The following is a 26,091-nucleotide window of genomic DNA, read 5'->3' on the forward strand; positions in this document are numbered from 1 at the left end:
TGAGTGCCATGCCCCTGCAATCGAGCCCTGTGCTGAGCTACCGCGATGACTTCAGCTTTCGCAACAGCCCGGCGGCGATCCGGCGTTTTCCCTTTCCGTTTGTCGAGGACAGCTACCTGTACTCGGTGAACATCGAACCGGCGACTTCACGTGACCCAGGCTCCATCTACGAGCACGCCTTCGACATCGACGAACACTACCGCTCGGAAATGGCCGAACGCGCGCTGGTACTGGACAAGGACCCGCGCCGTTACCTGGTGATGCCGCACATGCAAGTGGCCGCCTGGGATGCCCTGCAAATGATCATGCAACACCTGGCCGCCGACTACCCGCAGTCGTTCAGCCTGACGCAAAACGGCGAGCGCTGGCAGTGGCGCAATCACCTGCTGGACATCGACCAGCACTTTATCTTCGGCGACGCCACCAGCCTGCCCTGCGCACCGCTGGAGTACATCGGCCGCCAGGTGCAGGGCGACTTCGCCCTGCTCGACCAGCGTGACGGCGACCTGTACATGGACGCCGGCCTGATCACCAGCCCGGCCGACTGGTCGCTGGCCTTCGACGCCGGCATGAGTTTCAAGCAATGGCATGCGCCGGTGCCGATGGCCCACCAGATGGGCGTGTTCGAACGCGCGTTGAAATACCTGCTCAACCTGCAGGTCGGCCAGCCGGTGCGGCGCTTGAACTGGACCCTGACGATCAACCCGCGCCTGGATTCCTCCCCGGAGACATTCCACGAATGGGGCGCCGATCGCGGGCGGATCACCGCGCAAAACGTCGGGCAGCAGGTGCACCTGCGGGTCGAGCTGCAAGTCATGGCACGCCTGCCACGCAGCCACGCGGTGATGTTCAGCATTCGCACCTACCTGATCAGCCTCGACGAACTGGTCACGCAACCGGGCTGGGGCTGCCGCCTGCACCGCGTCCTGCGCGACCTGCCCGACCCCATCGCCGACTACAAGGGCATGACCCGCTACCGCCACACGCTGGTCGAGTGGCTGAGCCAGTTCGACCCACACGCCTGACCCTCATTTTCCCGACAAGGACCTTCACATGACCCACTCCTGGCGCATTTCTGCATTGGCCGAGCGGCACCGCGCCCTCGGCTCTCAACTCGAAGACTGGAACGGCATGGGCACCGCCTGGACCTACAGCACCGAGCTGGCCGACCACCACCAGGCGATCCGCACCCGTGCCGGCCTGATGGACGTGTCGGGCCTGAAAAAAGTCCACTACGTGGGGCCGCACGCCGAGAGCCTGTTGCAGTGGGCGACCACCCGTGACATTGCCAAGCTCTACCCCGGCAAATCGGTGTATGCCTCGATGCTCGACGAGGATGGCAAATTCGTCGATGACTGCATCGTCTACCGCACCGGCCCCAACGCGTTCATGGTGGTGCATGGCGCCGGCACCGGGCATGAAATGCTCGTGCGCTCGGCCCAGGGCCGGCAAGTGGCGGTGCTGTTCGATGACGACCTGCACGACCTGTCGCTGCAAGGTCCGCTGGCGGTGGATTTCCTCGCCGAACACGTGCCCGGCATCCGCCAACTGGCGTACTTCCACCACCTGCAAACCCGCCTGTTCGACCGCCCGGTGATGATCTCGCGCACCGGCTACACCGGCGAACGTGGCTATGAGATTTTCTGCAAGGCCGCCGATGCGCCGTTCCTGTGGGACAGCATCCTCGAACAAGGCGCGAGCCTGGGGATCATTCCCTGCGCCTTCACCGCCCTGGACTGGCTGCGGGTGGAAAGCTCGCTGATGTTTTTCCCCTACGACAACTCGCAGATGTACCCCTTCGCCGACCAGAAGGCCGGCGACACCCTCTGGGAAATGGGCCTGGATTTCACTGTTTCACCTGGCAAGAACGCCTTCCGTGGCGCCGAAGAACACCTGCGCCTGCGCGGCCAGGAGCGTTTCAAGATCACCGGCGTGCTGCTTGAGGGCGTCCGCGCCGCCGAGGCCGGCGACACCGTGTGGCAGGGCAACCAGCACGTCGGCGTGATCACCTGCGGCATGTATTCGCGCCTGAGCAAACGCTCGATGGCCATCGCGCGCATGAGCGTCGCCTGCTCCGAACCCGGTATTGCCTTGCAGGTTCGCGGCAGCCTCGAGGCCAGCGCCAGCACCCACGCCCTGCCCTTCGACGACCCGCAAAAAACCAAGCGCACGGCCAAGGGCTGAGCCTTCCTTCACTGAACTCAGGAGCTTTCGATGGACGCCTCCCGCGAACATTACATCCTCAAGATCACCTGCCCGGCGGCGTCCGGGATTGTCGCCGCGATCAGCGCGTGCCTGGCCCAACAGCAGTGCTACATCAGCGAGCTGGCGCAGTTCGACGATGAGTTCACCGGGCAGTTTTTCATGCGCGCGGTGTTCCGTTTCAACACCGGCGTGAGCGGCGACATCGGCGCCCTGCGCAAAGGCCTCGGCGACCTGGCCGGTGGCTTCGACATGCACTGGCAGTTGTTCAGCTCGCGCCAACCGACCCGCGTACTGCTGATGGTCAGCAAGTTCGACCACTGCCTCACCGACCTGCTCTACCGCCACCGCAAGGGCGAGATGGACATGCACATCACCGCCGTGGTCTCCAACCACCTGGACCTGCGGGCGATGGCCGAGCGCGAAGGCATCCGCTTCATCTACCTGCCGATCACCCAGGACACCAAGGCCGGCCAGGAAGTCGAGCTGATGCGCATCGTCGAAGACACCCAGACCGACCTGGTGGTGCTCGCGCGCTACATGCAGATCCTGTCCGACGGACTGTGCCAGCAACTGTCGGGCCGGGCGATCAATATCCACCACTCGTTCCTCCCAGGGTTCAAGGGCGCCAAGCCGTATCACCAAGCCTATGACCGCGGCGTCAAGCTGATCGGCGCCACCGCCCACTACGTCACCAGCGACCTGGATGAAGGCCCGATCATCGAGCAGGAAATCCAGCGCGTCGACCATACCCACCTGCCCGACTCGCTGGTCGCCATCGGCCGCGACACCGAAACCGTGGCCCTTTCCAAAGCCCTGAAATACCACCTGGAACACCGGGTGTTCATCAACCAGGACAAGACAGTGATCTTTCGCTGAAACCTTCAGGAGGCACGCTCATGACCCTACGTGTTGCAATCATCGGTGCCGGCCCATGCGGCCTGGCGCAACTTCGCGCGTTCCAGTCGGCCCGTGACAAAGGCGCCGCCATCCCTGAGCTGGTGTGCTTTGAAAAACAGCAGGACTGGGGCGGCATGTGGAACTACACCTGGCGCACCGGCCTCGACGAGAACGGCGAGCCGGTGCACGGCAGCATGTACCGCTACCTGTGGTCCAACGGCCCCAAGGAATGCCTGGAGTTTGCCGACTACACCTTCGAAGAGCATTTCGGCCGGCCCATCGGTTCCTACCCGCCGCGTGAAGTGCTGTGGGACTACATCAAGGGCCGCGTGGAAAAGGCTGGCGTGCGCGACTACATCCGCTTCAACAATGTGGTGCGCCAAGTCACCTTCGACGAACAGAGCCAGCGCTTCACCCTCTACGCCCACGACTACACCAGCGACACCTTGACCTGCGAAACATTCGACTACGTGATCAACGCCTGCGGCCACTTCTCCACGCCCAAGGTGCCGTACTTCGAAGGCTTCGAACAGTTCGCCGGACGCATCCTGCATGCCCACGATTTCCGCGAGGCGCTGGAGTTCAAGGACAAGGACCTGCTGATCGTCGGCAGCAGCTATTCGGCCGAGGACATCGGCTCGCAATGCTACAAATACGGCGCGCGCAGCATCACCAGTTGCTACCGCAGCGCGCCCATGGGCTATGCCTGGCCGGATAACTGGGAAGAAAAACCGCTGCTCCAGCGCCTGGAAAACAACCGCGCGTACTTTGTCGATGGCAGCAGCAAGCACATCGACGCGGTGATCCTGTGCACCGGCTACAAGCACCACTTCCCGTTCCTGCCCGATGCACTGAGCCTCAAGACCGACAACCGCCTGTGGCCGATGAACCTCTACAAGGGCGTGTTCTGGGAACCCAACCCCCGCCTGATCTACCTCGGCATGCAGGACCAGTGGTACTCCTTCAACATGTTCGACGCCCAGGCCTGGTATGCCCGAGATGTGATCCTCGGGCGCATTCAACTGCCCGGCCACGCCGACATGGTCGCCGACAGCCAAGCGTGGCACGCACGGGAACAGGCCCTGGAAACCAACCAGCAGATGTTCGAGTACCAGGGCGCCTATATCCAGCAACTGGTGGACGCCACCGACTACCCGAATTTCGACATCGCCGCCGTCAACGAAACCTTCCTGCACTGGAAGCACGACAAGGCGGAAAACATCATGGGCTATCGCGACAAGTCTTATCGCTCGCTGATGACCGGCACCCAGTCGCCGCCGCACCACACGCCGTGGTTGCAGGCCCTGGATGACTCGATGGCGGCGTACCTGGGCGAGCCCGCGACCCCCATCAAGTCGGTCGGCTGATGATGAATGCACCGCGTGTTTCCCAGCCCCGCGAACCCGGGCTGTTTGCCCGCGCGCCGAACCTGGAACGCTACCGCGTGGCCGCCGGCGGCGTGACCCTGGTCGACTTGCAGCCCGGCGACGGCCTGCAAGTGATCGACGTCGAAGGCCGGCAAACCTGCGCACTGCTGGCCCTCGACGCCGGCGGCCGCAGCGCCCTGGCGAGCTGGGGCCTGAGCGGGTCGACGGCGTGCAGCGTGCCTGGGCGTATCGGCCAGGCGCTCCAGCGGCGTGGCATCGATGCACAGGCCTTGCCGCTGGCGGCCTCGCTGTGGGACGCCGACAGCCCGCCCGGCCACAGCCGGCAGTTTGTCGCCGAGGACGCGCTGCTGGTGATCGTCGCCGCCCCCGCCGAGGCCACCGCCGTCGACCGGCAATACCGGCCCAGCGAGCTGCGTCTGATCGTGACGCGGGCCAATCCGTCGCCGCTGCTGCTGCCGGCCCTGCCCGAGCCGTTGGGCGATGTACTCGACGAATTCACCCTGCGCGCGGGCACCGCCCACAGCTACACCGTCGCCAAAGGGCAGTACATCCAGGTGCTGGACGTCGCGGGCCGCCAGTGTTCGGACTTCGTCGCCCTCGACCGGCGCGCCCTGGATCGCGGCGTCGAGCTGGACCTGGACCAGACCGTCACGCGCACCCTGAACGGCAGCGCCTACCCGGCACCGGGGCTGTTCTCGAAGTTTTTCGACCGCCATATGCAACCGATGCTGGAGGTGGTGCAAGACACGGTCGGGCGCCACGATTCATTCGCCCTGGCCTGCGCGGCGCGCTACTACGAAACCCATGGCTATTTCGGGCACGACAACTGCAGCGACAACCTCAGCCGCGTCCTCGCCCCCCATGGCGTGCAGGCGCGCAACGGCTGGCCGGCGATCAATTTCTTCTTCAACACCGGTATCGATGCGCACCAGCAGATGACCCTGGATGAACCCTGGTCACGGCCCGGCGATTACGTGCTGCTGCGGGCCATGACCGACCTGCTGTGTGGCAGTACCTCGTGCCCGGATGACATTGACCCGGCCAATGGCTGGAACCCGACCGACATCCATGTCCGCATCTACAGCGAGAAGGAGCGTTTTTCCATCGCCATGAGCACTCGAACCACGGCGGATGCCGACCCGATCCTCACCCGTGAGTCCGCGTTTCACTCACGTACCGGCGCCCTCACCGGCAGCTTCACCGACTACCGCAACTGGTGGCTGCCGCTGCGCTACGACGGTTACGGCGTCACCGAGGAATACCTCGGCTGCCGCGAACGGGTGGCGGTGATGGACCTGACCGCCCTGCGCAAATTCGAAATCATCGGCCCCGATGCCGAAGCCCTGTTGCAGTACTGCCTGACCCGCGACATACGGCGCCTGGCGGTGGGCCAGGTGGTGTATTCGGCGATGTGCCACGCCCACGGCGGCATGCTCGACGACGGTACCCTGCTGCGCCTGGGCCCGGACAACTTCCGCTGGATCTGCGGCGAAGACTACGCCGGCGTGTGGTTGCGCGAGCAGGCACAGAAACTGGGCATGAAGGTGTGGGTCAAGTCCGCCAGCGAGCAGATTCACAACCTGGCGGTGCAGGGGCCGTTGAGTCGCGAACTGCTCAAGCAGATGGTCTGGACCCCGCCCACACAACCGAGTGTGGAAACCCTCGGCTGGTTTCGCTTCCTGGTCGGTCGGCTGGACGGTTTCGACGGCTGCCCGTTGATGATTTCGCGCACCGGCTACACCGGCGAACTGGGCTTTGAGGTGTGGTGCCAGCCCGAAGACGCCGAACGGGTCTGGGACCGCATCTGGCAACTCGGCCAACCCTTGGGCCTGGTGCCCCTGGGCCTGGAAGCCCTGGACCTGCTGCGCATCGAAGCCGGGCTGATTTTCGCCGGCTACGAGTTCAGCGATCAGACCGATCCGTTCGAGGCCGGTATCGGTTTCAGCGTGCCGCTCAAGAGCAAGACCGACGACTTTATCGGGCGTGACGCCCTGCTGCGGCGCAGTGCCCATCCCAGCCACAAGCTCGTTGGCCTGCACCTGAGCGGCAACGAGGCCGCCCACCATGGCGACCCGGTGTACCAGGGCCGGGCCCAGGTCGGGGTGATCACCAGTGCCTGCCGCTCACCGCTGCTGGCCAGCAATATCGCACTGTGCCGGGTCGACGTGAGCTGCGCCGAGCCCGGCACTGAACTTGAGATTGGCAAAGTCGATGGCCTGCAGAAGCGCATCAGCGCCACGGTCAGCGCAGCGATTTTCTACGACCCGGACAAAAGCCGGGTGCGTAGCTGATCGTCCCGAAACGTGTGTGCCACCCCATTTTGACTGCCCCAACCTAACCGCTATTCAGACATGGGAATACGAAGATGGAAGCGACGACGTTCGAGGCTGTACCGCAGGCTGCCGGCTCGGTGGGCAGCCTGCACCGCAAGATCGACTGGCGCGGGGCCTTCTGGGTCGCCAGTGGCGTGCCCGCGCTGGTGTTGTTCTCCATCGGTGCGATTGCCGCCACGGTGGGCAAACCGGCATGGATCGTGTGGATCGTGTCGATCCTGTTCGGGTTTATCCAGGCCTTCACCTATGCCGAGATCGCCGGGCTGTTCCCGCACAAATCCGGCGGCGCCTCGGTGTACGGCGCGGTGGCCTGGGTGCGCTACAGCAAGCTGATCGCACCGGTGTCGGTGTGGTGCAACTGGCTGGCCTGGTCGCCGGTGCTGTCCATCGGTTCGGGGCTGGCGGCGGGGTATATCCTCACGGCGCTGTTTCCCGCCGATGCGTTGATCAACACCTGGCAATTGACCCTGCTGGACCTGGGCTGGGTGAAGAGCGGCCTGTCGTTGCGCATCAACGCGACGTTCGCCATTGGCTTGTTGATTTTGCTCACGGTGTTTGCCGTACAGCACGGCGGCATCCTGCGGTCGGCGCGCCTGACCCTGGTGCTCGGCGTCACCTCGTTGATTCCGCTGCTGCTGGTGGGCGTGGTGCCGTTGTTCACTGGGGATGCGACCCAGGCCAACTTCCTGCCGCTGTACCCCCTGGCCCATGACGCGGCCGGGCAAGTCATCGATGGGCCGTGGGATATGTCCGGCTGGTCACTGATGGCCGGTGGGCTGTTCATGGCGGCGTGGTCCACCTACGGCTTTGAAACGGCGGTGTGCTACACCCGTGAGTTCAAGGACCCCAAGCGCGACACCTTCAAGGCGATCTTCTACGCCGGCCTGCTGTGCATCCTGGTATTCACCCTGGTGCCGCTGGCGTTTCAAGGCAGCCTCGGGCTGGGCCAACTGGTGACGCCGGCGGTGCTCGACGCCAGTGGCGCAATCGTGACGCCCGCGGTGTACAGCGGCCTGCTCTCGCCCGCGATCTACAGCGGCATGGGCGTTGGCCAGGTGATGGCCGACAGCATCGGCGGCGGCAAGGTGGTGGCCAATATCGTGCTGATCATGCTGGTGCTGGCGACGTTGCTGGCGATCATGACCTCGATGTCCGGTTCGTCGCGCACCCTGTACCAGGCCTCGGTGGATGGCTGGCTGCCCAAGTACCTGGGGCGCACCAACGAACATGGCGCGCCGACAGCGGCAATGTGGACCGACCTGTCGTTCAACCTGCTGCTGTTGCTGATGTCGGACTACGTGTTCGTGCTTGCGGCGTCCAATGTCAGCTACATCATCTTCAACTTCCTCAACCTCAATGCCGGCTGGATCCACCGCCTGGACCGCCCCGACTGGGTGCGTCCGTACAAAGCCCCCACCGTGCTGCTGGCGGCCGGCGCCGTGCTGAGCTTCGTCAACCTGGCCTGCATGGGCCTGGGCGCGGACATCTGGGGCGCAGGCACGCTGGTCACCGGCCTGCTGTTGGCGCTGCTGATCCTGCCGGTGTTCTGCTACCGCCACTATGTACAGGACAAGGGCCGCTTCCCCGCCGCCATGCTCACCGACCTGTATATCCAGGCCGATGACGGCCAGCGCCGCGCCGGCTGGCTGCCCTATGCCACGCTGGTCGCCGGTGTGCTGGTGGTGTATGCCTGCCATCAACTGGTAGCCTGAGCCTTCTGGCCTGCCTATGGCTGAGGGATTCTTATCCCTCAGCGCCTTATTTCCCCAGACAACGGTGACGCTTTTGACCAGCTCTCTCCCCACGCCTGCCCGCGATATCGACGGCAAGGCCATCTCTGCCCAGGTGCTCGACGAGGTTCGCGAAGAGGTCCTGCTGCTTGCCTCGCAGCAAATCTACCCGGCCCTGGCGGTATTGCTGGTGGGCGATGACCCGGCCAGCCACGTCTACGTGCGTAATAAGCTGCTGCGGGCCAAGGAAGTCGGAATTCGCTCCCTGGAATACCGGCTGCCGGAGGATGCCAGCCAGACGCAGGTGCTCGACCTGCTTGCCCAGCTGAATACCGATGCGACGGTCAACGGCATCCTGGTGCAGTTGCCGCTGCCGGCGCATATCGACGAGGCCGCGGTGATCCACGCGATCGACCCGATCAAGGACGTGGATGGCTTCCACCGCGAAAACGTCGGTGGCCTGGTGCAAGGCATCGAAGTGCTCACGCCCTGCACGCCCAGCGGCTGCATGCGCCTGCTGCACGAAACCTGCGGCGACTTGAGCGGCTTGCACGCGGTGGTGATCGGGCGTTCGAACATTGTCGGCAAACCCATGGCAACCCTGCTGCTGCAAGCCAACTGCTCGGTCAGCGTGGTGCACTCGCGCAGCGTCGATGCACCGGCGCTGTGCCGTTTGGCCGACATCGTCGTCGCCGCCGTAGGCCGGCCGCAGTTGATCGATGCCAGTTGGCTCAAGCCCGGCGCAGTGGTCATTGATGTGGGGATCAACCGCATCACCACCGAGACCGGCACGCGGTTGGTGGGGGATGTGGATTACGCCAGCGCACGCACCGTAGCCAGCGCGATCACGCCGGTGCCCGGCGGTGTGGGACCGATGACGATTGCCTACCTGCTGAAGAACACCCTGGTGGCGAGCCAGCTGCAACGCAGCAAGGCAAATGCGGGAGGGGACTCGCCCCCGATGGCCGTGGCTCAGCTACAACCAAGCTGACTGACTGACCGCAACGCTAACCACGATGCGAAGCGAGCCGCTCTTGCTCTTGCTGTAGATCTTGATCTTGATCTTGATCTCAGGCGCCCCGTTAACCACGCTGGCCGGAATCCGACAGTGATGTGGGGGGTAAACCGGCAGGGATGCCGGTTTAGCCGCCCCGCGCCATGGATGGCGCGTGGCGGCGGCCCCCCACATCACTGTCGGATTACGGGCACACCGAGCCTGGGCGAGGTGCCAAGTGGTGGGGCAAGAGCCCTTTGCTTACTTTGGGGCTTTTCCAAAGTGAGCCGCCGTAAGGGCGGAACCAATAGCCGCCTTTACCGCAGCAACGGATATGTACTCGATCTGATCCAACATCCTGGTCGGCTGTCAGGCCGCCATCGGGGGCAAGCCCCCTCCCACATTTTAGTCGCGGGGCATCAGTTGGATAGCCGTCGGCTGCTGATCCGTCACGGGAGCAAGCTCCCTCACCACAGGTACAGTGCTCACTCTTGACTGACTGGCAAACAGTGTGAGCCGCATGAGCTTCAGTGGTTGTAGGCCCGCTCATTATGCTCGGCCAGATCCAGCCCCATCTCCTCCACCGACTCATGGGCACGCAAGCCAACCAGGGCATTGACCACCTTGAGGATGATCCAACTGATCACAAAACAGTACACCGTAGTCAGCAGCACCCCCTTGAGCTGAGCAACCACCTGCCCGCCCATGGTCACACCTTCCACCAGGCCACCCATGGACGGTACACAGAACACGCCAGTCAACACCGCGCCAATCATCCCGCCAATGCCGTGCAGGCCGAACACGTCGAGGCTGTCGTCGTAGCCGAAACGGCGTTTCAACACCGTCACGCTCAAATAACAGAACACCCCGCACAGCAAACCGATGGCCAACGCACCGCCGACGCCCACGTAGGCACACGCCGGGGTGATCCCCACCAGGCCGGCCAACGCGCCGCTGGCCAGGCCGAGGGCACTGGGCTTGCCGACCTTGAACCACTCGGTGAACATCCAGCCCAGGATCCCGGCGCAGGCGCCCAACTGAGTGTTGAGCATGACGATGCCCGAGGTGCCGCTGAGGCCGCCACCGGAGCCGATATTGAAGCCGAACCAGCCGACCCAGAGCATCGCCGCGCCGGCCATGGTCAGGCTGAGGTTATGTGCCGGCATCGGCGTGTTCTGATAGCCCTTGCGCTTGCCGAGGATCAGGCACGCGGCCAGCGCGGCCACACCGGCATTGATGTGCACGGCGGTGCCGCCGGCAAAGTCGAGCACGCCCCAGTTATGCATCAAGGCCCCCGAACCGCCCCAGACCATATGCGCCACCGGGGCATAGACCAGGGTGAACCAGAGGGCCATGAACAGCAGCGCCGCCGAGAACTTCATACGTTCGGCAAAGGCGCCGGCGATCAGGGCCGGGGTGATGATGGCGAAGGTCATCTGGAAGGTCACGAACACCCCTTCCGGAATATCCCCCACCAGGCTCTCCGGGGTCATGCCCGCCAGGAAGGCGCGACTCAGGCCGCCGACAAAACTGTTGAAGGTCACCTGCCCTTCGACCATGCCGGTGGTGTCGACCACCATGCTGTAGCCGTAGATCACCCACAGCACGCCCACCAACCCGGCGATGCCGAAGCACTGGGTGAACAGCGAGAGCATGTTTTTCGCACGGACCAGGCCACCGTAGAACAACGCGAGCCCCGGCAAGCACATGAACAGCACCAGCACGGCGGCGGTGACCATCCAGGCGGTGCTGCCGGTGTTCAAGGTGGGGGCGTCAGCGGCCTGGACCAAGGGTGCAAAGGCACTGGCCAGCAATAAACCGAAGAGGGATTTGCCAAGAAGACGATTGACCATGTTCAAAGCTCCTGCAAAAGAAATGGGAAGTACCTGGGTGGAGTGAGCGGGCTTGCCCCGCGCTGGGTGGCGAAGCCGCCCGTAAACCAACCGCCGCATTTCTACCTCAATGAATGCGGCGGCTTTATTGGGGTGGCTTCGCCACCCGGCGCGGGGCAAGCCCGCTCACTACAGGGGCCCGCTAGTAACCGGAACCCGGCACCCAACTGGTCCCCGCCAGCGGCACCCGGGCCATGGCGGCCGATTCCACCGTCAGCGCCACCAGGTCCTCGGGGTCGAGGTTGTGCAGGTGCGATTTGCCGCACGCACGGGCCATGGTCTGCGCCTCCAGCACCATCACCCGCAGGTAGTTGGCCAACCGCCGCCCGCCTTCCACCGGGTCGAGGCGCTTGGACAGCTCCGGGTCCTGGGTGGTGATGCCGGCCGGGTCGCGGCCGTTCTGCCAGTCGTCGTAGAAGCCGGCGGCCGAGCCGATCTTTTTCAGTTCCGCGTCCAGCCGTGGGTGGTTGTCGCCCAGGGCAATCAGCGCCGCCGTGCCGATGGCGACCGCATCCGCGCCCATCGCCATGGCCTTGGCCACATCGGCACCGTTGCGGATCCCGCCCGAGACGATCAACTGGACCTTGCGGTGCATGCCCATCTCTTGCAAAGCCTGTACCGCTTGCGGGATGGCCGACAAAATCGGGATGCCCACATGCTCGATAAACACTTCCTGGGTCGCGGCAGTCCCGCCTTGCATGCCGTCGAGCACGATCACATCGGCACCGGCCTTGACCGCCAGCTTCACGTCGTAATACGGCCGGCTCGCGCCGATTTTCACGTAGATCGGTTTTTCCCAATCGGTGATTTCGCGCAGCTCGGCAATCTTGATTGCCAGGTCATCGGGGCCGGTCCAGTCCGGGTGGCGACAGGCGCTGCGCTGGTCCACGCCGATCGGCAAGGTGCGCATGCCGGCCACACGCTCGGTGACTTTCATGCCGAGCAACATGCCGCCGCCGCCGGGCTTGGCGCCCTGGCCGAGGACGATTTCGATGGCATCGGCCTTGCGCAAATCATCCGGGTTCATGCCGTAGCGTGATGGCAGGTACTGATACACCAGGTGCTGGGACTGGCCGCGCTCTTCCGGGGTCATGCCGCCGTCACCGGTGGTGGTGCTGGTGCCGGCGATGGTCGCGCCACGGCCCAGGGCTTCCTTGGCGTTGGCCGACAACGCACCGAAGCTCATGCCGGCGATGGTCACCGGGATCTTCAGGTGGATCGGCTTCTTGGCGAAGCGGTTGCCGAGGATCACATCGGTGCCGCACTTCTCGCGATAGCCTTCCAGCGGGTAGCGCGACACGCTGGCGCCGAGCAGCAGCAAGTCATCGAAGTGCGGCAGCTTGCGCTTGGTGCCGCCACCGCGAATGTCGTAGATGCCGGTTTCGGCGGCACGCTGGATTTCCTGGATGGTCAGGCGGTCGAAGGCGGCCGACTCGCGCAGGACCGGAGGGGTTTGTTCAGTCATGGTGAAGCTCCTGATCAGTACGCGGAGGCGTTATCGACTTTGAAGTTGTAGAGTTGACGGGCCGAGCCGTAGCGCTTGAAATCCGCCGCCTGGTGGGCGAAGCCGGCGCGGTCGAGCAGTTCCTGCAACTCTTGCAGGTGCTCGCTGCGCATCTCTTTTTCGACGCAGTCCGAGCCCAGGGACTCCACCGTGCCTTTCACGTAGATATGGGTTTCGTAGAGCGAATCCCCCAGCGCATCGCCGGCGTCGCCGCACACCACCAGGCGCCCGGCCTGGCCCATGAAGCAGCTCATATGGCCAATGCTGCCGCCGACGACGATGTCGATGCCCTTCATGGAAATCCCGCAACGCGCGCCCGCATCGCCCTCAATCACCAGCAAACCGCCATGGGCCGTGGCCCCGGCGGCCTGGGACGCGCTGCCTTTGACGCGCACCGAGCCGGACATCATGTTCTCGGCGCAGCCCACGCCGACATTGCCGTGCACGGTAATCGAGGCCTGCTGGTTCATGCCCGCGCAGTAGTAGCCGGCGTGGCCCTCGATATCGATGGACACGGCCTGGTTCACCCCCACCGCGAGGTTGTGCTTGCCGTTGGAATGGGTCACGCGCCACTCGTTGTCGATGACCTGGGCGTGCAGCGCCTGGTTGAGGTCACGCACGGTGGCGGTGGAGAGATCGATGGTTTTCATGTGTGCGCTCCTTAAGCTGACGGGCGTTCCCAGATGTACAACGTGGCCGGTGCCGGCTCCCAGATCCGCGCGTTCTCGATGCCCGGCAGGCTCGACAGCGCCTGGTACTCGGAGGCCATGGCGACGTAGTCGTCGGTCTCGGCCAAGATCGCCGGCTTGCACGCAATCGGGTCGCGGATCACCGCAAAGCCGTTGCGCGTGCCGATGGCGAAGGTGAAGAAGCCGTCGAGGTCTTCCAGGGAATGGTCCAGCGCCTCTTTGAGCGAATCGCCCTGTTGCAGGCGCCAGGTCAGGTAGCCGGCGGCGACTTCGGTGTCGTTGTCGGTTTCGAAGTGGATGCCTTCGCGCTTGAGTTCCTGGCGCAGGCGGAAGTGGTTGGACAGCGAGCCGTTGTGCACCAGGCACAGGTCGGCGCCGGTGGAGAACGGGTGGCTGCCTTCCATGGTCACCGCGCTTTCGGTGGCCATGCGCGTGTGGCCGATGATGTGGCTGCCCTGCATGTTTGCCAGGCCGAAGCGTTGGGAAATTTCCTGGGGCAGGCCCATGCCCTTGAGGATCTCGATGCTCTGCCCGGCGCTCATGATGCGCACGCTCGGCGCCAGTTCGGCCAGGGCCAGGCGCACCGGGGTTTCGTCGGCGTGGATCTTCAATACGGCGGCGCTGGCGTTCTGGAACCAATCCAGGGAACAGCCGAGGCGCCCTTCCAGCTCGCCCATCAAGCCTTTCCAGTCGAAGGCTTCGGTGGTGGCTTGCAGGGTCAGCTTGACCCAGCCATCGGCGACTTCATCGCCGTAGATGGCAAAACCGGCGCTGTCCGGGCCACGGTCGGTCATGGCTTGCAGCATGGGTTCAAACAGCTGGCCGAGCTGGGGTTCCAGCTGCGGATTCTTCAGGTACAGGCCTACGATTCCACACATAACAAGTCTCCGTCACACGGTGTCAGAAAAATTCGGTATAGCGCTGGATTTCCCAGTCGCTCACATGGCGGCTGTACTCCACCCACTCCATGCGCTTGAGCTTGATGAACTCGCCCACGATCTGCGGGCCGAGCACTTCGGCGAACAGCGCGTCAGCTTCCAGCGCGTCGCAGGCCTCCTTGAGGGATTGCGGCAGGGTCTTGATGCCGCGCTCGGCGATCTGCTCGAGGCTCAGGCTGTAGAGGTTTTCGTTGCAGACGTGGTCGATTTCCAGCTGGCGATCGATACCGTCCAGGCCCGCGGCGATGATCGCAGCGCTGACCAGGTAGGGATTGCAGCCGGCATCCGGCAGGCGGAACTCCAGGCGGCCATACGGCACGCGGACCATGGCCGAGCGGTTGTTGGCGCCAAACGCGATAAAGGCCGGGGCCCAGGTGGCGCCGGACAACGAGTTGCCGACCACCAGGCGCTTGTAGGAGTTGACCGTGGGCGCGGCGAACGCACACAGCGCCGGGCCATGGGCGAGCAAGCCGGCGGCGAAGTGATAGGCGAGTGTCGACAGGCCCATGCCGCTTGGGTCGCTGGCGTCATGGAACAGGTTTTTGTTCTCGGCGCTGCTGATCGACAGGTGAAAGTGCATGCCGTTGCCGGCGCGTTTCGGGTCGGGCTTGGGCATGAAGGAGCAGATCATGCCCAGGTCATTGGCGATCTCTCCGGCGGCCATGCGGAAGAAGGTGAAACGGTCGGCGGAGGTCAAGGCGTCGCTGTAGGTGTAATTGATCTCGAACTGGCCGTTGGCGTCCTCGTGGTCGATTTGATAGACCTCGAAATCCACCGCCTGCAAGGCTTCGGTCAGGCGCTCGAGGAACACCCGCGAACGCGACAGGCCCTTGTAGTCGTAGCAAGGCTTGTCGAGGTTGTCGCTGGGGTCTACCAGTTGCAGCTTGCCCTGCTCGTCGCGGCGCATCAGGTTGAACTCGGGCTCCAGGCCAGTGTTCAGCGTCCAGCCCTTGTCCTGCAGGCGCTGCACTTGTTGCTGCAACACGTAGCGGCTGTCGTAGGGATGAGGCTTGCCGTCGACATGCCCGACGCACACCACGCGCCCATAACCCGGCTGCCAGGGTACCGGGGTCAAGGTCGACAGATCGCCGCGCGCCATGAAGTCCGGGCCATGGGGCTCCATGCCCATGCCACTGATGGCAAACCCGGCAAACCCCGCGCCCTCTTCGGCCACGGTCTTGAGCCCGCAGATGGGCACCGACTTGGTCTTGGCCGCACCGTGTATATCCACAAACTGCGCAAGCACGTATTTGATCCCGTGCTTGTCGATGATGCGCTGGGTTTCTGCTGGCAACATTGCGTGTCACTCCTCGCGAAAGGCAAAACCGTGTGGGTGGGCCTAGGCTGTCTTTTTATTCCTAAAAAGAAAGTTAGTTTCCTTACAGGAATGCAATACCCTTGCCAGAATCGCGATCGACACATCGAAGTGGGTGGAGCTGCGCTTTTGTGCTGTATATATGGGAAAATTCTTTTCCCCGCAGGAATACGCACAGCGGGGTGGCCTTCAAGCGCCAGACCTTGCACTTTCCCAGTGCGAAAATAATATTACTGAACGGAAACCGTGCAGGAGCCGATGATCATGTCCACCGAAACCGCCCCGCGCCTCAAGCTCGAGCAATACCTGGGGCTGCAGATCAAACGCCAGCGCCAGGCCCAGGACCTGAAGCTGTCCGACGTGGCGAAGATTGCCGATATCAGCCAAGGCATGTTGAGCAAGATCGAGAACGCCCAGGTCTCCACCAGCCTCGATACCTTGAGCCGCCTGTGCGATGTACTCGGGCTGCCACTGTCGAAGTTATTCAGCGAATACGACCAGCAGGATGGCAGCGCCTTGCTGGTCAAGGCCGACCAGGGCATGGAAGTGGTGCGCCGGGGGACGGAGAAGGGGCATACCTATCACCTGCTCAACCACACGCGCGGTCCGAAGAAGAGCTTCGAGGCGTACATGGTCAGCATGGATGACGCCAGTGAGGAGTTTCCGACCTTTGCCCATCCAGGGACGGAGTTTCTGCATTTGCTGGAGGGGGAGTTGATTTACCGGCATGGCAACCAGCTGTATCGGATGGAGGCTGGCGACAGCTTGACGTTTGAGGGCGAGATTCCCCATGGGCCGGAAGAGTTGGTGCGGGTGCCGATTCGCCTGCTGTCGATCATGAATTACGGCAACGACAAAGAGTAATCCGGACTCGATACACCTGAAGCACAGAGATCCAATTGTGGGAGGGGGCAAGCCCCCTCCCACATTTTTAACAGCGTTCGATGCCGTTGGGCCTGTGTAAAAATTCCCCCCAGTTAAAAAACTTTCCCAAAACCCCTAGACGCCCTGCCCCCATTCCCCTATAAAGCCATCTCAGGAATATTTTATTCCCCACAAGAAAACGCGCTCAAGGAATGAGCCTGCTGTCCTCAGACATTTTTTCGCTATGCGATGAGCTGCCGCCATCATCCCGAGGACGTGTCATGCAACACGAAAAAAACCATTTCATCATCAAGGTGACGTGCCCCGCCGTGTCCGGCATCGTCGCTGCCGTCACCACTTACCTGGCGGACAAGGCGTGCTACATCGGGGAAATGGCGCAGTTCGACGATGACTTCAGCGGCCGCTTTTTCATGCGTGCCGTGTTCCGTTTCAACGATGGCCACACAGGCGACCTGCAAGCGATCAGAGACGGTTTCGCCGATGTCGCCCAGGCCTTCGACATGCAGTGGGAGCTGTACGACACCCGCGAGCCGATGCGCGTGATGCTGATGGTGAGCAAGTTCGACCACTGCCTCACCGACCTGCTCTACCGCTACCACAAGGGCGAGATGAACATGACCATCACCGCCATCGTCTCCAACCACCTCGACCTGCGGCCGATGGCCGAGCGCGAGGGCATTCGCTTTATCTACCTGCCGGTATCCAGGGACAACAAGGCCGCGCAGGAAGCCGAGCTGATGAAGATCGTCGACGACACCCGCACCGAGCTGGTGGTGTTGGCGCGCTACATGCAGATCCTCTCCGACGACCTGTGCCGGCAACTGTCGGGGCGGGCGATCAATATCCACCATTCGTTCCTGCCCGGTTTCAAGGGTGCCAAGCCCTATCACCAGGCGTATCAACGCGGCGTGAAGTTGATCGGTGCCACCGCGCACTATGTGACCAGCGACCTGGATGAGGGCCCGATCATCGAGCAGGAAGTGCAGCGCGTCGACCACGTGTACAAGCCCGACGACCTCGTCGCCATCGGCCGCGACACCGAAACCGTGGCCCTGTCCAAGGCGGTCAAGTACCACCTGGAGCACCGGGTCTTCCTCAATCAGGACAGAACGGTGGTGTTCCGGTGAGCGCGCATAAGCTGATCGACGGCAAAGCCGCCGCGGCGCGCGTGCTGCTGCAAGTGCGCGAGGACGTGGCGCGGCTGCATGGGCAGGCTATTCAACCGGCGCTGGCGGTGATCCTGGTGGGCAGCGACCCGGCCAGCCAGGTCTATGTGCGCAACAAGATCCTGCGCGCCGAAGAGGTGGGCATCCGCTCCGTGGAGCATCGCCTGCCCGGCGATACCAGCACCGAACAATTGTTGATCCTGATCGGCCAATTGAATGCCGACCCGGCGATCCACGGCATCCTCCTGCAATTGCCGTTGCCGGCGCAGATGGACGAACTGCGCGCCCTGGAGGCCATCGCGCCGGACAAGGACGTCGACGGGTTTCACAGCCAGAACGTCGGCGGCCTCAGCCAGGGCCGCGCAGTGCTCACGCCGTGCACCCCGAGTGGTTGCCTGTATCTGTTGGAGCAAACCTGCGGCGACCTGCGTGGCAAACACGCGGTGGTGATCGGCCGTTCGAACATCGTCGGCAAGCCCATGGCCGCGCTGCTGCTCAAGGCGGATTGCTCGGTGACCGTGCTGCATTCGCGCAGCCACGACGCCCAGGCCCTGTGTCGCCAGGCCGATATCGTGATCGCCGCCGTGGGCCGCGCCCGCTTGATTGACGCGAGCTGGTTGAAGCCCGGCGCGGTGGTGATCGATGTCGGCATCAACCGCATCGACGACGACGGCCGCAGCCGCCTGGTGGGTGATGTCGACTTCGACAGCGCCCTGCCCCATGTCGCCGCCATCACCCCGGTGCCCGGCGGTGTCGGGCCGATGACCATTGCCTTCCTGATGAAAAACACCGTGGCCGCCGCCCTGGCGCAACACCACGCCCTACGCAGCCAATCGGAGGCCGTATGCCATTCAATCTATTGAAATACGGGCTGAGTTCGGAGTACCCGGTGGAGGTGGACCTGCCACCGCCCAAGGAACTCAAGTCGAGTTACGACGTGGTGATCATCGGCGCCGGTGGCCATGGCCTGGCGACGGCCTACTACCTGGCCAAGTACCACGGCATCACCAACATAGCGGTGCTGGAAAAGGCCTACCTGGGCGGCGGCAATACCGCGCGCAATACGGCGGTGATCCGCTCCAACTACCTCACCAGCGAAGGCGTTCGTTTCTACGCCGAGTCGGTGAAGATGTTCCAGTCGCTGTCCAACGAATTCGATTTCAACATCATGTACTCCGAGCGCGGCCAACTGACCCTGGCCCACACCGACGCCACCGTGCGTTCGTTCCGCCAGCGTGCCGAGGTCAACAAACACTTCGGCGGGCGTACCGAGATGATCGACCGCCAGCAGATCCGCGAGCTGGTGCCCAGCCTCAACCTCGACCCCGGCCACTTGCCGGTAATCGCCGGGCTCTGGCATATCGACGGCGCCACCGCACGCCACGATGCCGTGGCCTGGGGCTACGCCAAGCAGGCAGCCAAGCACGGCGTGGAAATCCATCAGCTCACCGAAGTGCAGGACCTGGTGATCGAGAACGGCGCCATCACCGCGGTGAAAACCAATCGCGGCACCATCCGATGCGGCTGCGCGGTGCAGGCGATTGCCGGGCACAGCTCGCTGCTGATGGCCAAGGCCGGTATCCGTTCGCCGATCCAGACCTTCCCGTTGCAGGCCATGGTCACCCAGCCGTTCAAGCCGTTCCTCGACCCGTTGGTGAGTTCCTCGGCCCTGCACTGCTACGTGCAGCAAACCAGCCGTGGCGAAGTGGTGTTCGGTGGCGGTTCCGACCCCTACCCGCTGTTCAACACGCGCTCGACCCTGGACCTCAAGGAAAGCCTGTTGGCCCATGCCATCGAGATGTTTCCGTTCCTGGCCAACGCCAAGTTGATGCGCCAGTGGGCCGGGATCACCGACATGACCCCCGACTACAGCCCGATCATGGGCCTGTCGCCGCTGAAGAATTACTACCTCGACGCCGGCTGGGGCACCTGGGGCTTCAAGGCCACGCCGATCTGCGGCAAGACCATGGCCGAGCTGGTCGCCAGCGGCGGCAAGGTGCCGGACTTGATCAAGCCCTTCGGCCTCGAACGTTTCTCGACCTTCCAGCAAGTCAACGAAATGGGCGCCACAGCGGCCAGCCACTGACGGAGAGCAGACGATGAAAATCATGATTTGCCCGCTCAACGGGCCGCGTAATATCAGCGAGTTCACCTACGGCGGTGAATTCAAACCGATGCCCGATCCGCTGACCTGCAGCGATGCCGAATGGGCCGACTACGTGTTCAACACCGACAACCTCGCCGGTGTGGTGCGCGAATGGTGGATGCACACGCCGTCCAGTTACTGGTTCCTCGCCGAGCGCCACACGGTCACCGACGAGATCGTGCGCACCTTCGATCCGCGCGAAGTGTTCAACACCCGCGTCGACTTCACCACCGCCAAGGAGATCGCCGGATGAACCGCCTCCCCGCCCCCATGGGTTTGCTGATCCAGCGTGACCAGCCACTCGATTTCAGTTTCGACGGCCTGCCCTACCAAGGTTTGCAGGGCGACAGCATCGCCAGCGCGCTGCTCGCCAACGGGCGCTTCCTGATGTCGCGTTCGTTCAAGTACCACCGCCCACGCGGCCCATTGACCATGGCCGGCCATGACGCCAACAGCCTGGTGCAACTGCCCCGCGAACCCAACGTATTGGCCGATGCCCATGCGCTGTCCGCAGGCCTGGCGGTGACGGCGCAGAACGTCAACGGCTCGCTGGATAACGACAAGGACGCCTACCTGGGTAAGTTCTCCAAGTTCATGCCAGTGGGTTTCTACTACCGTTCGTTCTACAAGCCCAAGGGCATGTGGAAAGTCTGGGAGCCGATCATCCGCAAAAAGGCCGGCCTGGGCGTGCTCGACCTGACGTTCCAACCCGAGTACTACGACAAGGCCTACCTGTTTACCGATCTCGCAGTGATCGGCGCCGGTCCCGCCGGCTTGCAGGCCGCGCTGACCGCTGCGAATGCCGGCGCCAAGGTGCTGCTGATCGAGCAGCAGCCGATTCTCGGCGGGTCGCTGACCTACGCGCGCTTCGATATCGCCGGCACCCGCGCCGACACCCTGCGCCTCGAGTTGCTCGGCGCGGTGCAGCAACACGCGAATATCCAGGTGCTCACCGACGCCACCTGCAATGCCTGGTTCACCGACAACTACCTGCCGGTGATCCAGGGCAAGCGCCTGTACAAAGTGCGCGCACAACAGTGCCTGGTGTGCAGCGGTTCGTTCGACCAGCCGGTGGTCTTCCGCAACAACGACCTGCCGGGGGTGATGCTCACCAGCGCCGCGCAACGCCTGATGAAGCTCTATGCGGTCAAGCCCGGCAAGCGCGCGGTAGTGCTCACCGGCAACGATGACGGCTACCTCGCCGCCCTCGACCTGCATGACCAGGGCGTGGAGGTGGCCGCCGTGATCGACCTGCGTCACGCCCCGGCGGACAAAGCCCTGCCGGGCGCGCTGGCCCAGCGCAAGATCCCGTGCCTGAACAACAGCACGGTGTTCGAGGCCCTGCATGAAAAAGGCCTGCGCCATGTGAAGGGCGTCGACGTGCGCCAGATCACCGGCCAGGGCCAGGTCAGCACCAGCGGGCACGTGATCGACTGCGACCTGCTGTGCATGTCGGCCGGCTATATGCCGGTCTATCAATTGCTATGCCAGGCCGGTGGCAAGCTGGCCTATGACGACTCGCGGGCGGAGTTCAGCCTCAGTGGCCTGCCGCGCAACCTGGGCGTGGCCGGTTCCGTACACGGTCGGCATCAACTGGACAATGTGCTGGCGGATGGGACCAACGCCGCCGCCGACAGCCTGCGCGCCCTCGGTTTGAACAGCCCGAGCCCGCCTGCAGCGTTGCGCAGCGAAGCCCAGGTCAACTTCCACTGGCCGATCTTCCCGCACCCCAAGGGCAAGGATTTCATCGACTTCGACGAAGACCTGCAAGTGGCGGACATCGTCAACGCCACCCGCATCGGCTACCGCGATGTGCAGTTGGTCAAGCGTTACTCCACGGTCGGCATGGGCCCGTCCCAGGGGCGCCATTCGGCGCTGCCGACCGCGCGGCTGGTGGCCTGGGCGACCCAGCGCACGATCAGCGAAACCGGGGTCACCACCGCACGGCCGCCGTTCGTGGCGGAGAAACTTGCGCATGTCGCCGGGCGGGCCTTCGACCCTTACCGCCAAACGCCGATGCACGCGCGCCATGTGCAAGCCGGGGCGAAGATGATGCCCGCCGGTATCTGGCAGCGCCCGGCCTATTACGGCAAGCCCCAGGACCGCGAAGCGTGCATGCAGGCCGAAGCGCTGCACGTGCGCAACAAGGTCGGGTTGATCGATGTGTCCACACTCGGTGGCCTGGACGTGCGCGGCCCGGACGCCGCCGAATTGCTCAACCGCATGTACACCTTCGCGTTCCTCAAGCAGCCGGTGGGCCGTTCGCGTTATGCGCTGATGACCAACGAACACGGCGTGGTGATCGACGACGGCGTGTGCGCGCGGCTGGCCGACAAGCATTTCTACATCACCGCCACCACCAGCGGCGTCGACCGCATCTACCAGCAGATGCTCAAGTGGAACGCACAGTGGCGCCTGGACGTGGACGTGACCAACGTCACGGCAGCGATTTGTGCGGTGAACCTCGCCGGGCCGGATTCGCGCAAGGTGCTGGAGCAGGTGTGCAGCGACCTCGACCTCAGTGCCGAAGGCTTCCCCTACCTGGGCGTGCGCCAGGGCACGGTGGCCGGGATCAAGGCGCGCTTGCTGCGGGTCGGGTTTGTCGGCGAGCTGGGCTATGAAATCCACGTACCGGCACGCCACGGCCTGGCGTTGTGGGACGCGTTGATGACGGCCGGCAAGGCCTTTGACATTCGCCCCTTCGGCGTCGAAACCCAACGCCTGCTGCGCCTGGAAAAAGGCCACGTGATCATCAGCCAGGACACCGACGGCATGACTCACCCGGCAGAAATCGACATGGGCTGGGCGATCAGCCGCAACAAGCCGTTCTTCGTCGGTCGCCGCTCGGTGGACATCCTCGAAGCCCAGCCGCTGAAACGCAAACTGGTGGGCTTCAGCCTGCCCAAGGGCAGCGTGCAACCGCTGGAAGGCCATCTGGTGCTCAACGGCGCGGACATCAGCGGCAACGTCACCTCCTGTGAATATTCCGCCAGCCTGGGCCGCATCATCGGCCTGGCCTACGCCGGGATCGACCAGAGCACACCGGGGCAGCGCATTCCGATTCGCGTCGAAGGCGGCATCGTCGTCCAGGCCGAGGTGGTGCAACTGCCGTTCTTCGACCCCACCCACCAACGCCAGGAGGGTTAAGCCATGACCAGTCTGAAAGCCCACGAATTGTTCACGCCGCCCTGCCAACTGCAGGACCAGACCGACCTGCCCCGGGTCGGCTTACGCGGCGCACAAAGCGCCGAATACCTTACCGCGCGCGGCTTCACGTTGCCGGGCGCGCCCAACCAAGCCAGTGCGCAAGCGGACGGCAGTTGGGTAGCGCGCCTGTCGCAGAACGAATATCTGGTGCTGGGCAGCCCGCAGGATCAGGGGCAACGGATTGCCGATGAAGAAGCGCGTTGGGAACTGGACCACCGCGCCAATTACCTGCTGCCGCGCCAGGACAGCCATGCCTGCGTGCGACTCAGCGGGGGCGTGATTGCGCAGGTGATGGCCAAGCTGTGCGGGGTTGACTTGAGCGACCCGGCGTTCAAGCCCGGGATGGTGGCGCAGACGTCGGTGGCGCGGGTCAATGCGATTGTCATCCACACAGGGAGTGTGGAACTGCCGGCGTTTCATATCCTCTGGGATCGCGCCTCGAAGGAATACTTCGAGGGCGCGTTGCGGGATGCACTGGAGGAGTTCGGCGGAGTCGCTCAGTCGGTGTAGCCCAACCGCGCCGCCCTGATCTTCCGGGTGTGTTGACGTGTCGCCAGGCAGTAATACAACGGGCACGTCACCACCAGTCCCACCAGCCACGACAGGTCCGCGCCTTCCACCAGGTTGGCCCACGGCCCCACATACAGCGACGTATTGGCAAACGGCAGTTGCACGATGATGCCGATGAAGTACGCCACGATCGCATGCAGGTTGAAACGCCCATACACCCCGCCATCCGCCCGGAAGATCGAGGCAATGTCATAGACCCCGCGCTTGATGATGTAGAAGTCGATCAGGTTGATCGACGCCCACGGCACCAGCACCAGCAACAGCGCGAGGATCAGGCCGATAAATTGCGAGATGAAGTCCGCCGAGGCGCCCAACGCCACCACGCAGCAACCGGCCAGGACCACGCCCGACAGCAGCACGCGCACCTTGATGCTCGGGGTCCAGTGGCTGGCGAAGGTCTGCACCGAGGTGATGATCGACAGCACCGCGCCGTACAGATTCAGGGCGTTGTGGCTGATGATATTGAGCAGGAACAGCACCATCAGGATCGGCCCCAGCCAGCCGGTGGCTTGCTTGACCGCGACCATGGCTTCGGTGCCTTCGGGCGTGGCCAGTGCGGCTACCAGGCCAAAGGCGAAGGACAGGATGGTGCCGAGGGTGGCGCCCAGGTAGGTCGCAATGAACGGCCGGGTGATGCCGATATCCGCCGGCAGGTAGCGCGAGTAGTCGCTGGTGTAGGGCGAAAAACTGATCTGCCAGATCACCCCCAGCGACACGGTGGCCAACCAGCCAGCGGCGTTGAAGCCGCCACGGGTCAGGAAGTCTGCCGGCAGGTCATGGGCGAAGATGTAGATAAAACCGGCCAGCAACGCGCTGCCCATCACCCAGGTGCCGATGCGGTTGAGGGTATGGATAAAGCGGTAGCCGATCACGCCGATGGCGGTGGCGCTTAGGGCGCCGATCAGGATGCTCGCCGGCACCGGCACCGACGGCACAATGCCAACGATGGACTTGCCGGCCAGGACGATATTGGAGATGAAAAAGCCGATGTAGATCAGTGCGGCGAAGAACACGATCAGCAGCGCACCGTAACGGCCGAACTGGCCACGGCTCTGCACCATCTGCGGGATGCCCATGCGCGGGCCCTGGGCCGATGCGAGGGCAATCACGATGCCGCCGAGCAGATGCCCGAGGGCAATCGCCAGCAGGCCCCACGCCAGATTGAGATGGAACACCTGGGCCACCATGGCACCCGTGACGATCGGCAGCGGTGCGATGTTGGTGCTGAACCATAAGGTGAACAGGTCGCGGGCCTTTCCATGGCGCTCTGCGAGGGGGACGTAATCGACCGTGTGATGCTCGATCAGGGGGTCTTGCCGGGACATCTGGGGCATGGAAATGAACTCGCGTTTGTCTGATCTTATAGTTGTTTGACGCCAAACCGGGGGAGCTCTCTGGCCGCCCCTCAGATGAACACCATATTATGGTATTCCAACATTTTCACAAGACTGATCCGTAGTTTCAGCGCCCATCTGATCCGCAAGTGTGCCACAGGGCACCCTGTTATTTCCTGCCATGGCGCCCGTATTTATTGGCTATAAGACCCAGCCTTGACGTTCATCGGGCGATTGAAAAAGCGGTTGCATCGATTGTATTACGGTATACCATCAGACCTACAAACTCATAAGAACCGCTCTACCCGCAGAGGACCGTCCCATGATCGATGCCGCTATCTACAAACAAGTGATGGGTTCGTTTCCGTCCGGGGTCACCGTGATCACCACGCTGGATGACGACGGGCAAATCGTCGGGCTGACCGCCAGTGCCTTCAGCTCGTTGTCCATGGACCCGGCCCTGGTGCTGTTCTGCCCCAACTACAGCTCCGACTCGTACCCGGTGTTGATCAAGAACAAACGCTTTGCCATTCATGTGCTTTCCGGGGGGCAGCAAACCGAAGCCTATGCCTTTGCGCGCAAGGGCAAGGACAAGGCCCAGGGCATCGAATGGACGCTCAGTGAGTTGGGCAACCCGATCCTGGCGAATGTCACGGCGGTGATCGAGTGCGAGTTGTGGCGCGAATACGAAGGCGGCGATCACGCGATCATGGTCGGCGCAGTGAAAAACCTGATCGTGCCCCGGCAGAACGCCGGGCCACTGGTGTATTGCCACGGCAAGATGGGTGCGTTGCCGATGCCGGCCTGAGCCCCTCCCACAGTTTGATTGCGGGTGTCAGCCCGGTAACCGGTTGAGAGAAAAATTTTGCGGACATTCCGTATTATGGTATACCAACAA

At 63.5% G+C, this 26,091-nt stretch carries 21 protein-coding genes; 15 read left to right on the plus strand and 6 right to left on the minus strand.

The window, feature by feature from the left end; genetic code table 11:
- Window positions 1–8 precede the first annotated feature (8 nt).
- From AC07OT_RS16055 to folD (AC07OT_RS16085), 7 genes are all read left to right on the plus strand, one after another.
- Window positions 9–1,025, plus strand: coding sequence for a heme-dependent oxidative N-demethylase family protein (locus AC07OT_RS16055; RefSeq protein WP_495108482.1), 1,017 nt, complete (start codon window positions 9–11; stop codon window positions 1,023–1,025).
- A gap of 28 nt (window positions 1,026–1,053) precedes the next feature.
- Entirely contained in the window at window positions 1,054–2,184 is a 1,131-nt protein-coding gene (locus AC07OT_RS16060) for an aminomethyl transferase family protein (protein WP_495108483.1), read from the plus strand.
- Between the two features lie 30 nt (window positions 2,185–2,214).
- Window positions 2,215–3,081 (plus strand): formyltetrahydrofolate deformylase, encoded by an 867-nt coding sequence (purU, locus tag AC07OT_RS16065; protein ID WP_495108484.1) that lies wholly within the window; start codon window positions 2,215–2,217, stop codon window positions 3,079–3,081.
- 20 nt (window positions 3,082–3,101) lie between these two features.
- Window positions 3,102–4,469 carry a trimethylamine monooxygenase gene (locus tag AC07OT_RS16070; RefSeq protein WP_027603586.1) on the plus strand — a complete coding sequence of 456 codons (1,368 nt, stop codon included), beginning with the start codon at window positions 3,102–3,104 and terminating at the stop codon, window positions 4,467–4,469.
- A gap of 2 nt (window positions 4,470–4,471) precedes the next feature.
- The gene (locus AC07OT_RS16075; RefSeq protein WP_495108485.1) at window positions 4,472–6,781 is read left to right on the plus strand and encodes a trimethylamine N-oxide demethylase; all 2,310 of its coding nucleotides are present in this window, start codon (window positions 4,472–4,474) and stop codon (window positions 6,779–6,781) included.
- A 74-nt stretch (window positions 6,782–6,855) separates the two neighbouring features.
- Window positions 6,856–8,535, plus strand: coding sequence for an APC family permease (locus AC07OT_RS16080; RefSeq protein ID WP_098479811.1), 1,680 nt, complete (start codon window positions 6,856–6,858; stop codon window positions 8,533–8,535).
- Window positions 8,536–8,608: 73 nt separating this feature from the next.
- Complete coding sequence (gene folD, locus AC07OT_RS16085) at window positions 8,609–9,544, plus strand: bifunctional methylenetetrahydrofolate dehydrogenase/methenyltetrahydrofolate cyclohydrolase FolD (protein ID WP_495108486.1); 936 nt, start codon at window positions 8,609–8,611, stop codon at window positions 9,542–9,544.
- A gap of 530 nt (window positions 9,545–10,074) precedes the next feature.
- Here folD (AC07OT_RS16085) and AC07OT_RS16090 read toward each other — a convergent pair.
- From AC07OT_RS16090 to glnT, 5 genes are all read right to left on the minus strand, one after another.
- Window positions 10,075–11,400, minus strand: coding sequence for an ammonium transporter (locus AC07OT_RS16090; RefSeq protein ID WP_495108487.1), 1,326 nt, complete (start codon window positions 11,398–11,400; stop codon window positions 10,075–10,077).
- A 181-nt stretch (window positions 11,401–11,581) separates the two neighbouring features.
- On the minus strand, window positions 11,582–12,904 hold the full coding sequence (locus AC07OT_RS16095; RefSeq protein ID WP_495108488.1) for an FMN-binding glutamate synthase family protein: 1,323 nt from the start codon (window positions 12,902–12,904) through the stop codon (window positions 11,582–11,584).
- A 14-nt stretch (window positions 12,905–12,918) separates the two neighbouring features.
- On the minus strand, window positions 12,919–13,593 hold the full coding sequence (locus AC07OT_RS16100; protein WP_167654912.1) for a GltB/FmdC/FwdC-like GXGXG domain-containing protein: 675 nt from the start codon (window positions 13,591–13,593) through the stop codon (window positions 12,919–12,921).
- Between the two features lie 11 nt (window positions 13,594–13,604).
- Window positions 13,605–14,510, minus strand: coding sequence for a class II glutamine amidotransferase (locus tag AC07OT_RS16105; RefSeq protein ID WP_065925860.1), 906 nt, complete (start codon window positions 14,508–14,510; stop codon window positions 13,605–13,607).
- 22 nt (window positions 14,511–14,532) lie between these two features.
- Window positions 14,533–15,867 carry a type III glutamate--ammonia ligase gene (gene glnT / locus AC07OT_RS16110; RefSeq protein ID WP_495108489.1) on the minus strand — a complete coding sequence of 445 codons (1,335 nt, stop codon included), beginning with the start codon at window positions 15,865–15,867 and terminating at the stop codon, window positions 14,533–14,535.
- A gap of 282 nt (window positions 15,868–16,149) precedes the next feature.
- Here glnT and AC07OT_RS16115 point away from each other — a divergent pair, with 282 nt between their 5' ends.
- The 7 genes from AC07OT_RS16115 (at window position 16,150) to AC07OT_RS16145 (ending at window position 23,799) form a co-directional block, all read left to right on the plus strand.
- Complete coding sequence (locus AC07OT_RS16115) at window positions 16,150–16,749, plus strand: helix-turn-helix domain-containing protein (protein WP_027603577.1); 600 nt, start codon at window positions 16,150–16,152, stop codon at window positions 16,747–16,749.
- A gap of 281 nt (window positions 16,750–17,030) precedes the next feature.
- Window positions 17,031–17,897, plus strand: a complete 867-nt coding sequence (gene purU, locus AC07OT_RS16120; RefSeq protein ID WP_495108490.1) for a formyltetrahydrofolate deformylase — start codon at window positions 17,031–17,033, stop codon at window positions 17,895–17,897.
- On the plus strand, window positions 17,894–18,799 hold the full coding sequence (gene folD / locus AC07OT_RS16125) for a bifunctional methylenetetrahydrofolate dehydrogenase/methenyltetrahydrofolate cyclohydrolase FolD (RefSeq protein WP_146477591.1): 906 nt from the start codon (window positions 17,894–17,896) through the stop codon (window positions 18,797–18,799). The genes purU (AC07OT_RS16120) and folD (AC07OT_RS16125) overlap by 4 nt, the downstream gene beginning before the upstream one ends.
- Window positions 18,781–20,022 (plus strand): FAD-dependent oxidoreductase, encoded by a 1,242-nt coding sequence (locus AC07OT_RS16130; protein WP_495108491.1) that lies wholly within the window; start codon window positions 18,781–18,783, stop codon window positions 20,020–20,022. Before folD (AC07OT_RS16125) ends, AC07OT_RS16130 begins: the two co-directional genes overlap by 19 nt.
- A 13-nt stretch (window positions 20,023–20,035) precedes the next feature.
- A complete protein-coding gene (locus AC07OT_RS16135) occupies window positions 20,036–20,335 on the plus strand; it encodes a sarcosine oxidase subunit delta (protein ID WP_495108492.1) in 300 nt (99 codons plus the stop codon).
- A complete protein-coding gene (locus AC07OT_RS16140; RefSeq protein ID WP_495108493.1) occupies window positions 20,332–23,229 on the plus strand; it encodes a 2Fe-2S iron-sulfur cluster-binding protein in 2,898 nt (965 codons plus the stop codon). The genes AC07OT_RS16135 and AC07OT_RS16140 overlap by 4 nt, the downstream gene beginning before the upstream one ends.
- Before the next feature lie 3 nt (window positions 23,230–23,232).
- Entirely contained in the window at window positions 23,233–23,799 is a 567-nt protein-coding gene (locus AC07OT_RS16145; protein ID WP_495108494.1) for a sarcosine oxidase subunit gamma, read from the plus strand.
- Here the strand turns inward: AC07OT_RS16145 and AC07OT_RS16150 are convergent.
- The gene (locus AC07OT_RS16150) at window positions 23,787–25,193 is read right to left on the minus strand and encodes a purine-cytosine permease family protein (RefSeq protein ID WP_495108495.1); all 1,407 of its coding nucleotides are present in this window, start codon (window positions 25,191–25,193) and stop codon (window positions 23,787–23,789) included. The two genes, AC07OT_RS16145 and AC07OT_RS16150, sit on opposite strands and share 13 nt — an antisense overlap.
- 322 nt (window positions 25,194–25,515) lie before the next feature.
- Here AC07OT_RS16150 and AC07OT_RS16155 point away from each other — a divergent pair, with 322 nt between their 5' ends.
- The gene (locus AC07OT_RS16155) at window positions 25,516–26,001 is read left to right on the plus strand and encodes a flavin reductase family protein (protein WP_495108496.1); all 486 of its coding nucleotides are present in this window, start codon (window positions 25,516–25,518) and stop codon (window positions 25,999–26,001) included.
- The last annotated feature ends 90 nt before the right edge of the window (window positions 26,002–26,091 follow it).

The organism is Pseudomonas sp. GW821-FHT09C10, from assembly GCF_059418085.1.

What these genes read in the sequence shown, in the direction of transcription:
- purU (WP_495108490.1), top strand. Translation starts at nt 17,031, where the DNA reads ATGCAACACGAAAAAAACCATTTCATCATCAAGGTGACGTGCCCCGCC.
- AC07OT_RS16075 (WP_495108485.1), top strand. Translation starts at nt 4,472, where the DNA reads ATGAATGCACCGCGTGTTTCCCAGCCCCGCGAACCCGGGCTGTTTGCC.
- AC07OT_RS16150 (WP_495108495.1), bottom strand. Translation starts at nt 25,193, where the DNA reads ATGCCCCAGATGTCCCGGCAAGACCCCCTGATCGAGCATCACACGGTC.
- AC07OT_RS16090 (WP_495108487.1), bottom strand. Translation starts at nt 11,400, where the DNA reads ATGGTCAATCGTCTTCTTGGCAAATCCCTCTTCGGTTTATTGCTGGCC.
- AC07OT_RS16105 (WP_065925860.1), bottom strand. Translation starts at nt 14,510, where the DNA reads ATGTGTGGAATCGTAGGCCTGTACCTGAAGAATCCGCAGCTGGAACCC.
- AC07OT_RS16130 (WP_495108491.1), top strand. Translation starts at nt 18,781, where the DNA reads ATGCCATTCAATCTATTGAAATACGGGCTGAGTTCGGAGTACCCGGTG.
- AC07OT_RS16060 (WP_495108483.1), top strand. Translation starts at nt 1,054, where the DNA reads ATGACCCACTCCTGGCGCATTTCTGCATTGGCCGAGCGGCACCGCGCC.
- AC07OT_RS16145 (WP_495108494.1), top strand. Translation starts at nt 23,233, where the DNA reads ATGACCAGTCTGAAAGCCCACGAATTGTTCACGCCGCCCTGCCAACTG.
- purU (WP_495108484.1), top strand. Translation starts at nt 2,215, where the DNA reads ATGGACGCCTCCCGCGAACATTACATCCTCAAGATCACCTGCCCGGCG.
- AC07OT_RS16070 (WP_027603586.1), top strand. Translation starts at nt 3,102, where the DNA reads ATGACCCTACGTGTTGCAATCATCGGTGCCGGCCCATGCGGCCTGGCG.
- AC07OT_RS16100 (WP_167654912.1), bottom strand. Translation starts at nt 13,593, where the DNA reads ATGAAAACCATCGATCTCTCCACCGCCACCGTGCGTGACCTCAACCAG.
- AC07OT_RS16155 (WP_495108496.1), top strand. Translation starts at nt 25,516, where the DNA reads ATGATCGATGCCGCTATCTACAAACAAGTGATGGGTTCGTTTCCGTCC.
- AC07OT_RS16140 (WP_495108493.1), top strand. Translation starts at nt 20,332, where the DNA reads ATGAACCGCCTCCCCGCCCCCATGGGTTTGCTGATCCAGCGTGACCAG.
- AC07OT_RS16055 (WP_495108482.1), top strand. Translation starts at nt 9, where the DNA reads ATGCCCCTGCAATCGAGCCCTGTGCTGAGCTACCGCGATGACTTCAGC.
- AC07OT_RS16080 (WP_098479811.1), top strand. Translation starts at nt 6,856, where the DNA reads ATGGAAGCGACGACGTTCGAGGCTGTACCGCAGGCTGCCGGCTCGGTG.
- glnT (WP_495108489.1), bottom strand. Translation starts at nt 15,867, where the DNA reads ATGTTGCCAGCAGAAACCCAGCGCATCATCGACAAGCACGGGATCAAA.
- AC07OT_RS16135 (WP_495108492.1), top strand. Translation starts at nt 20,036, where the DNA reads ATGAAAATCATGATTTGCCCGCTCAACGGGCCGCGTAATATCAGCGAG.
- AC07OT_RS16095 (WP_495108488.1), bottom strand. Translation starts at nt 12,904, where the DNA reads ATGACTGAACAAACCCCTCCGGTCCTGCGCGAGTCGGCCGCCTTCGAC.
- AC07OT_RS16115 (WP_027603577.1), top strand. Translation starts at nt 16,150, where the DNA reads ATGTCCACCGAAACCGCCCCGCGCCTCAAGCTCGAGCAATACCTGGGG.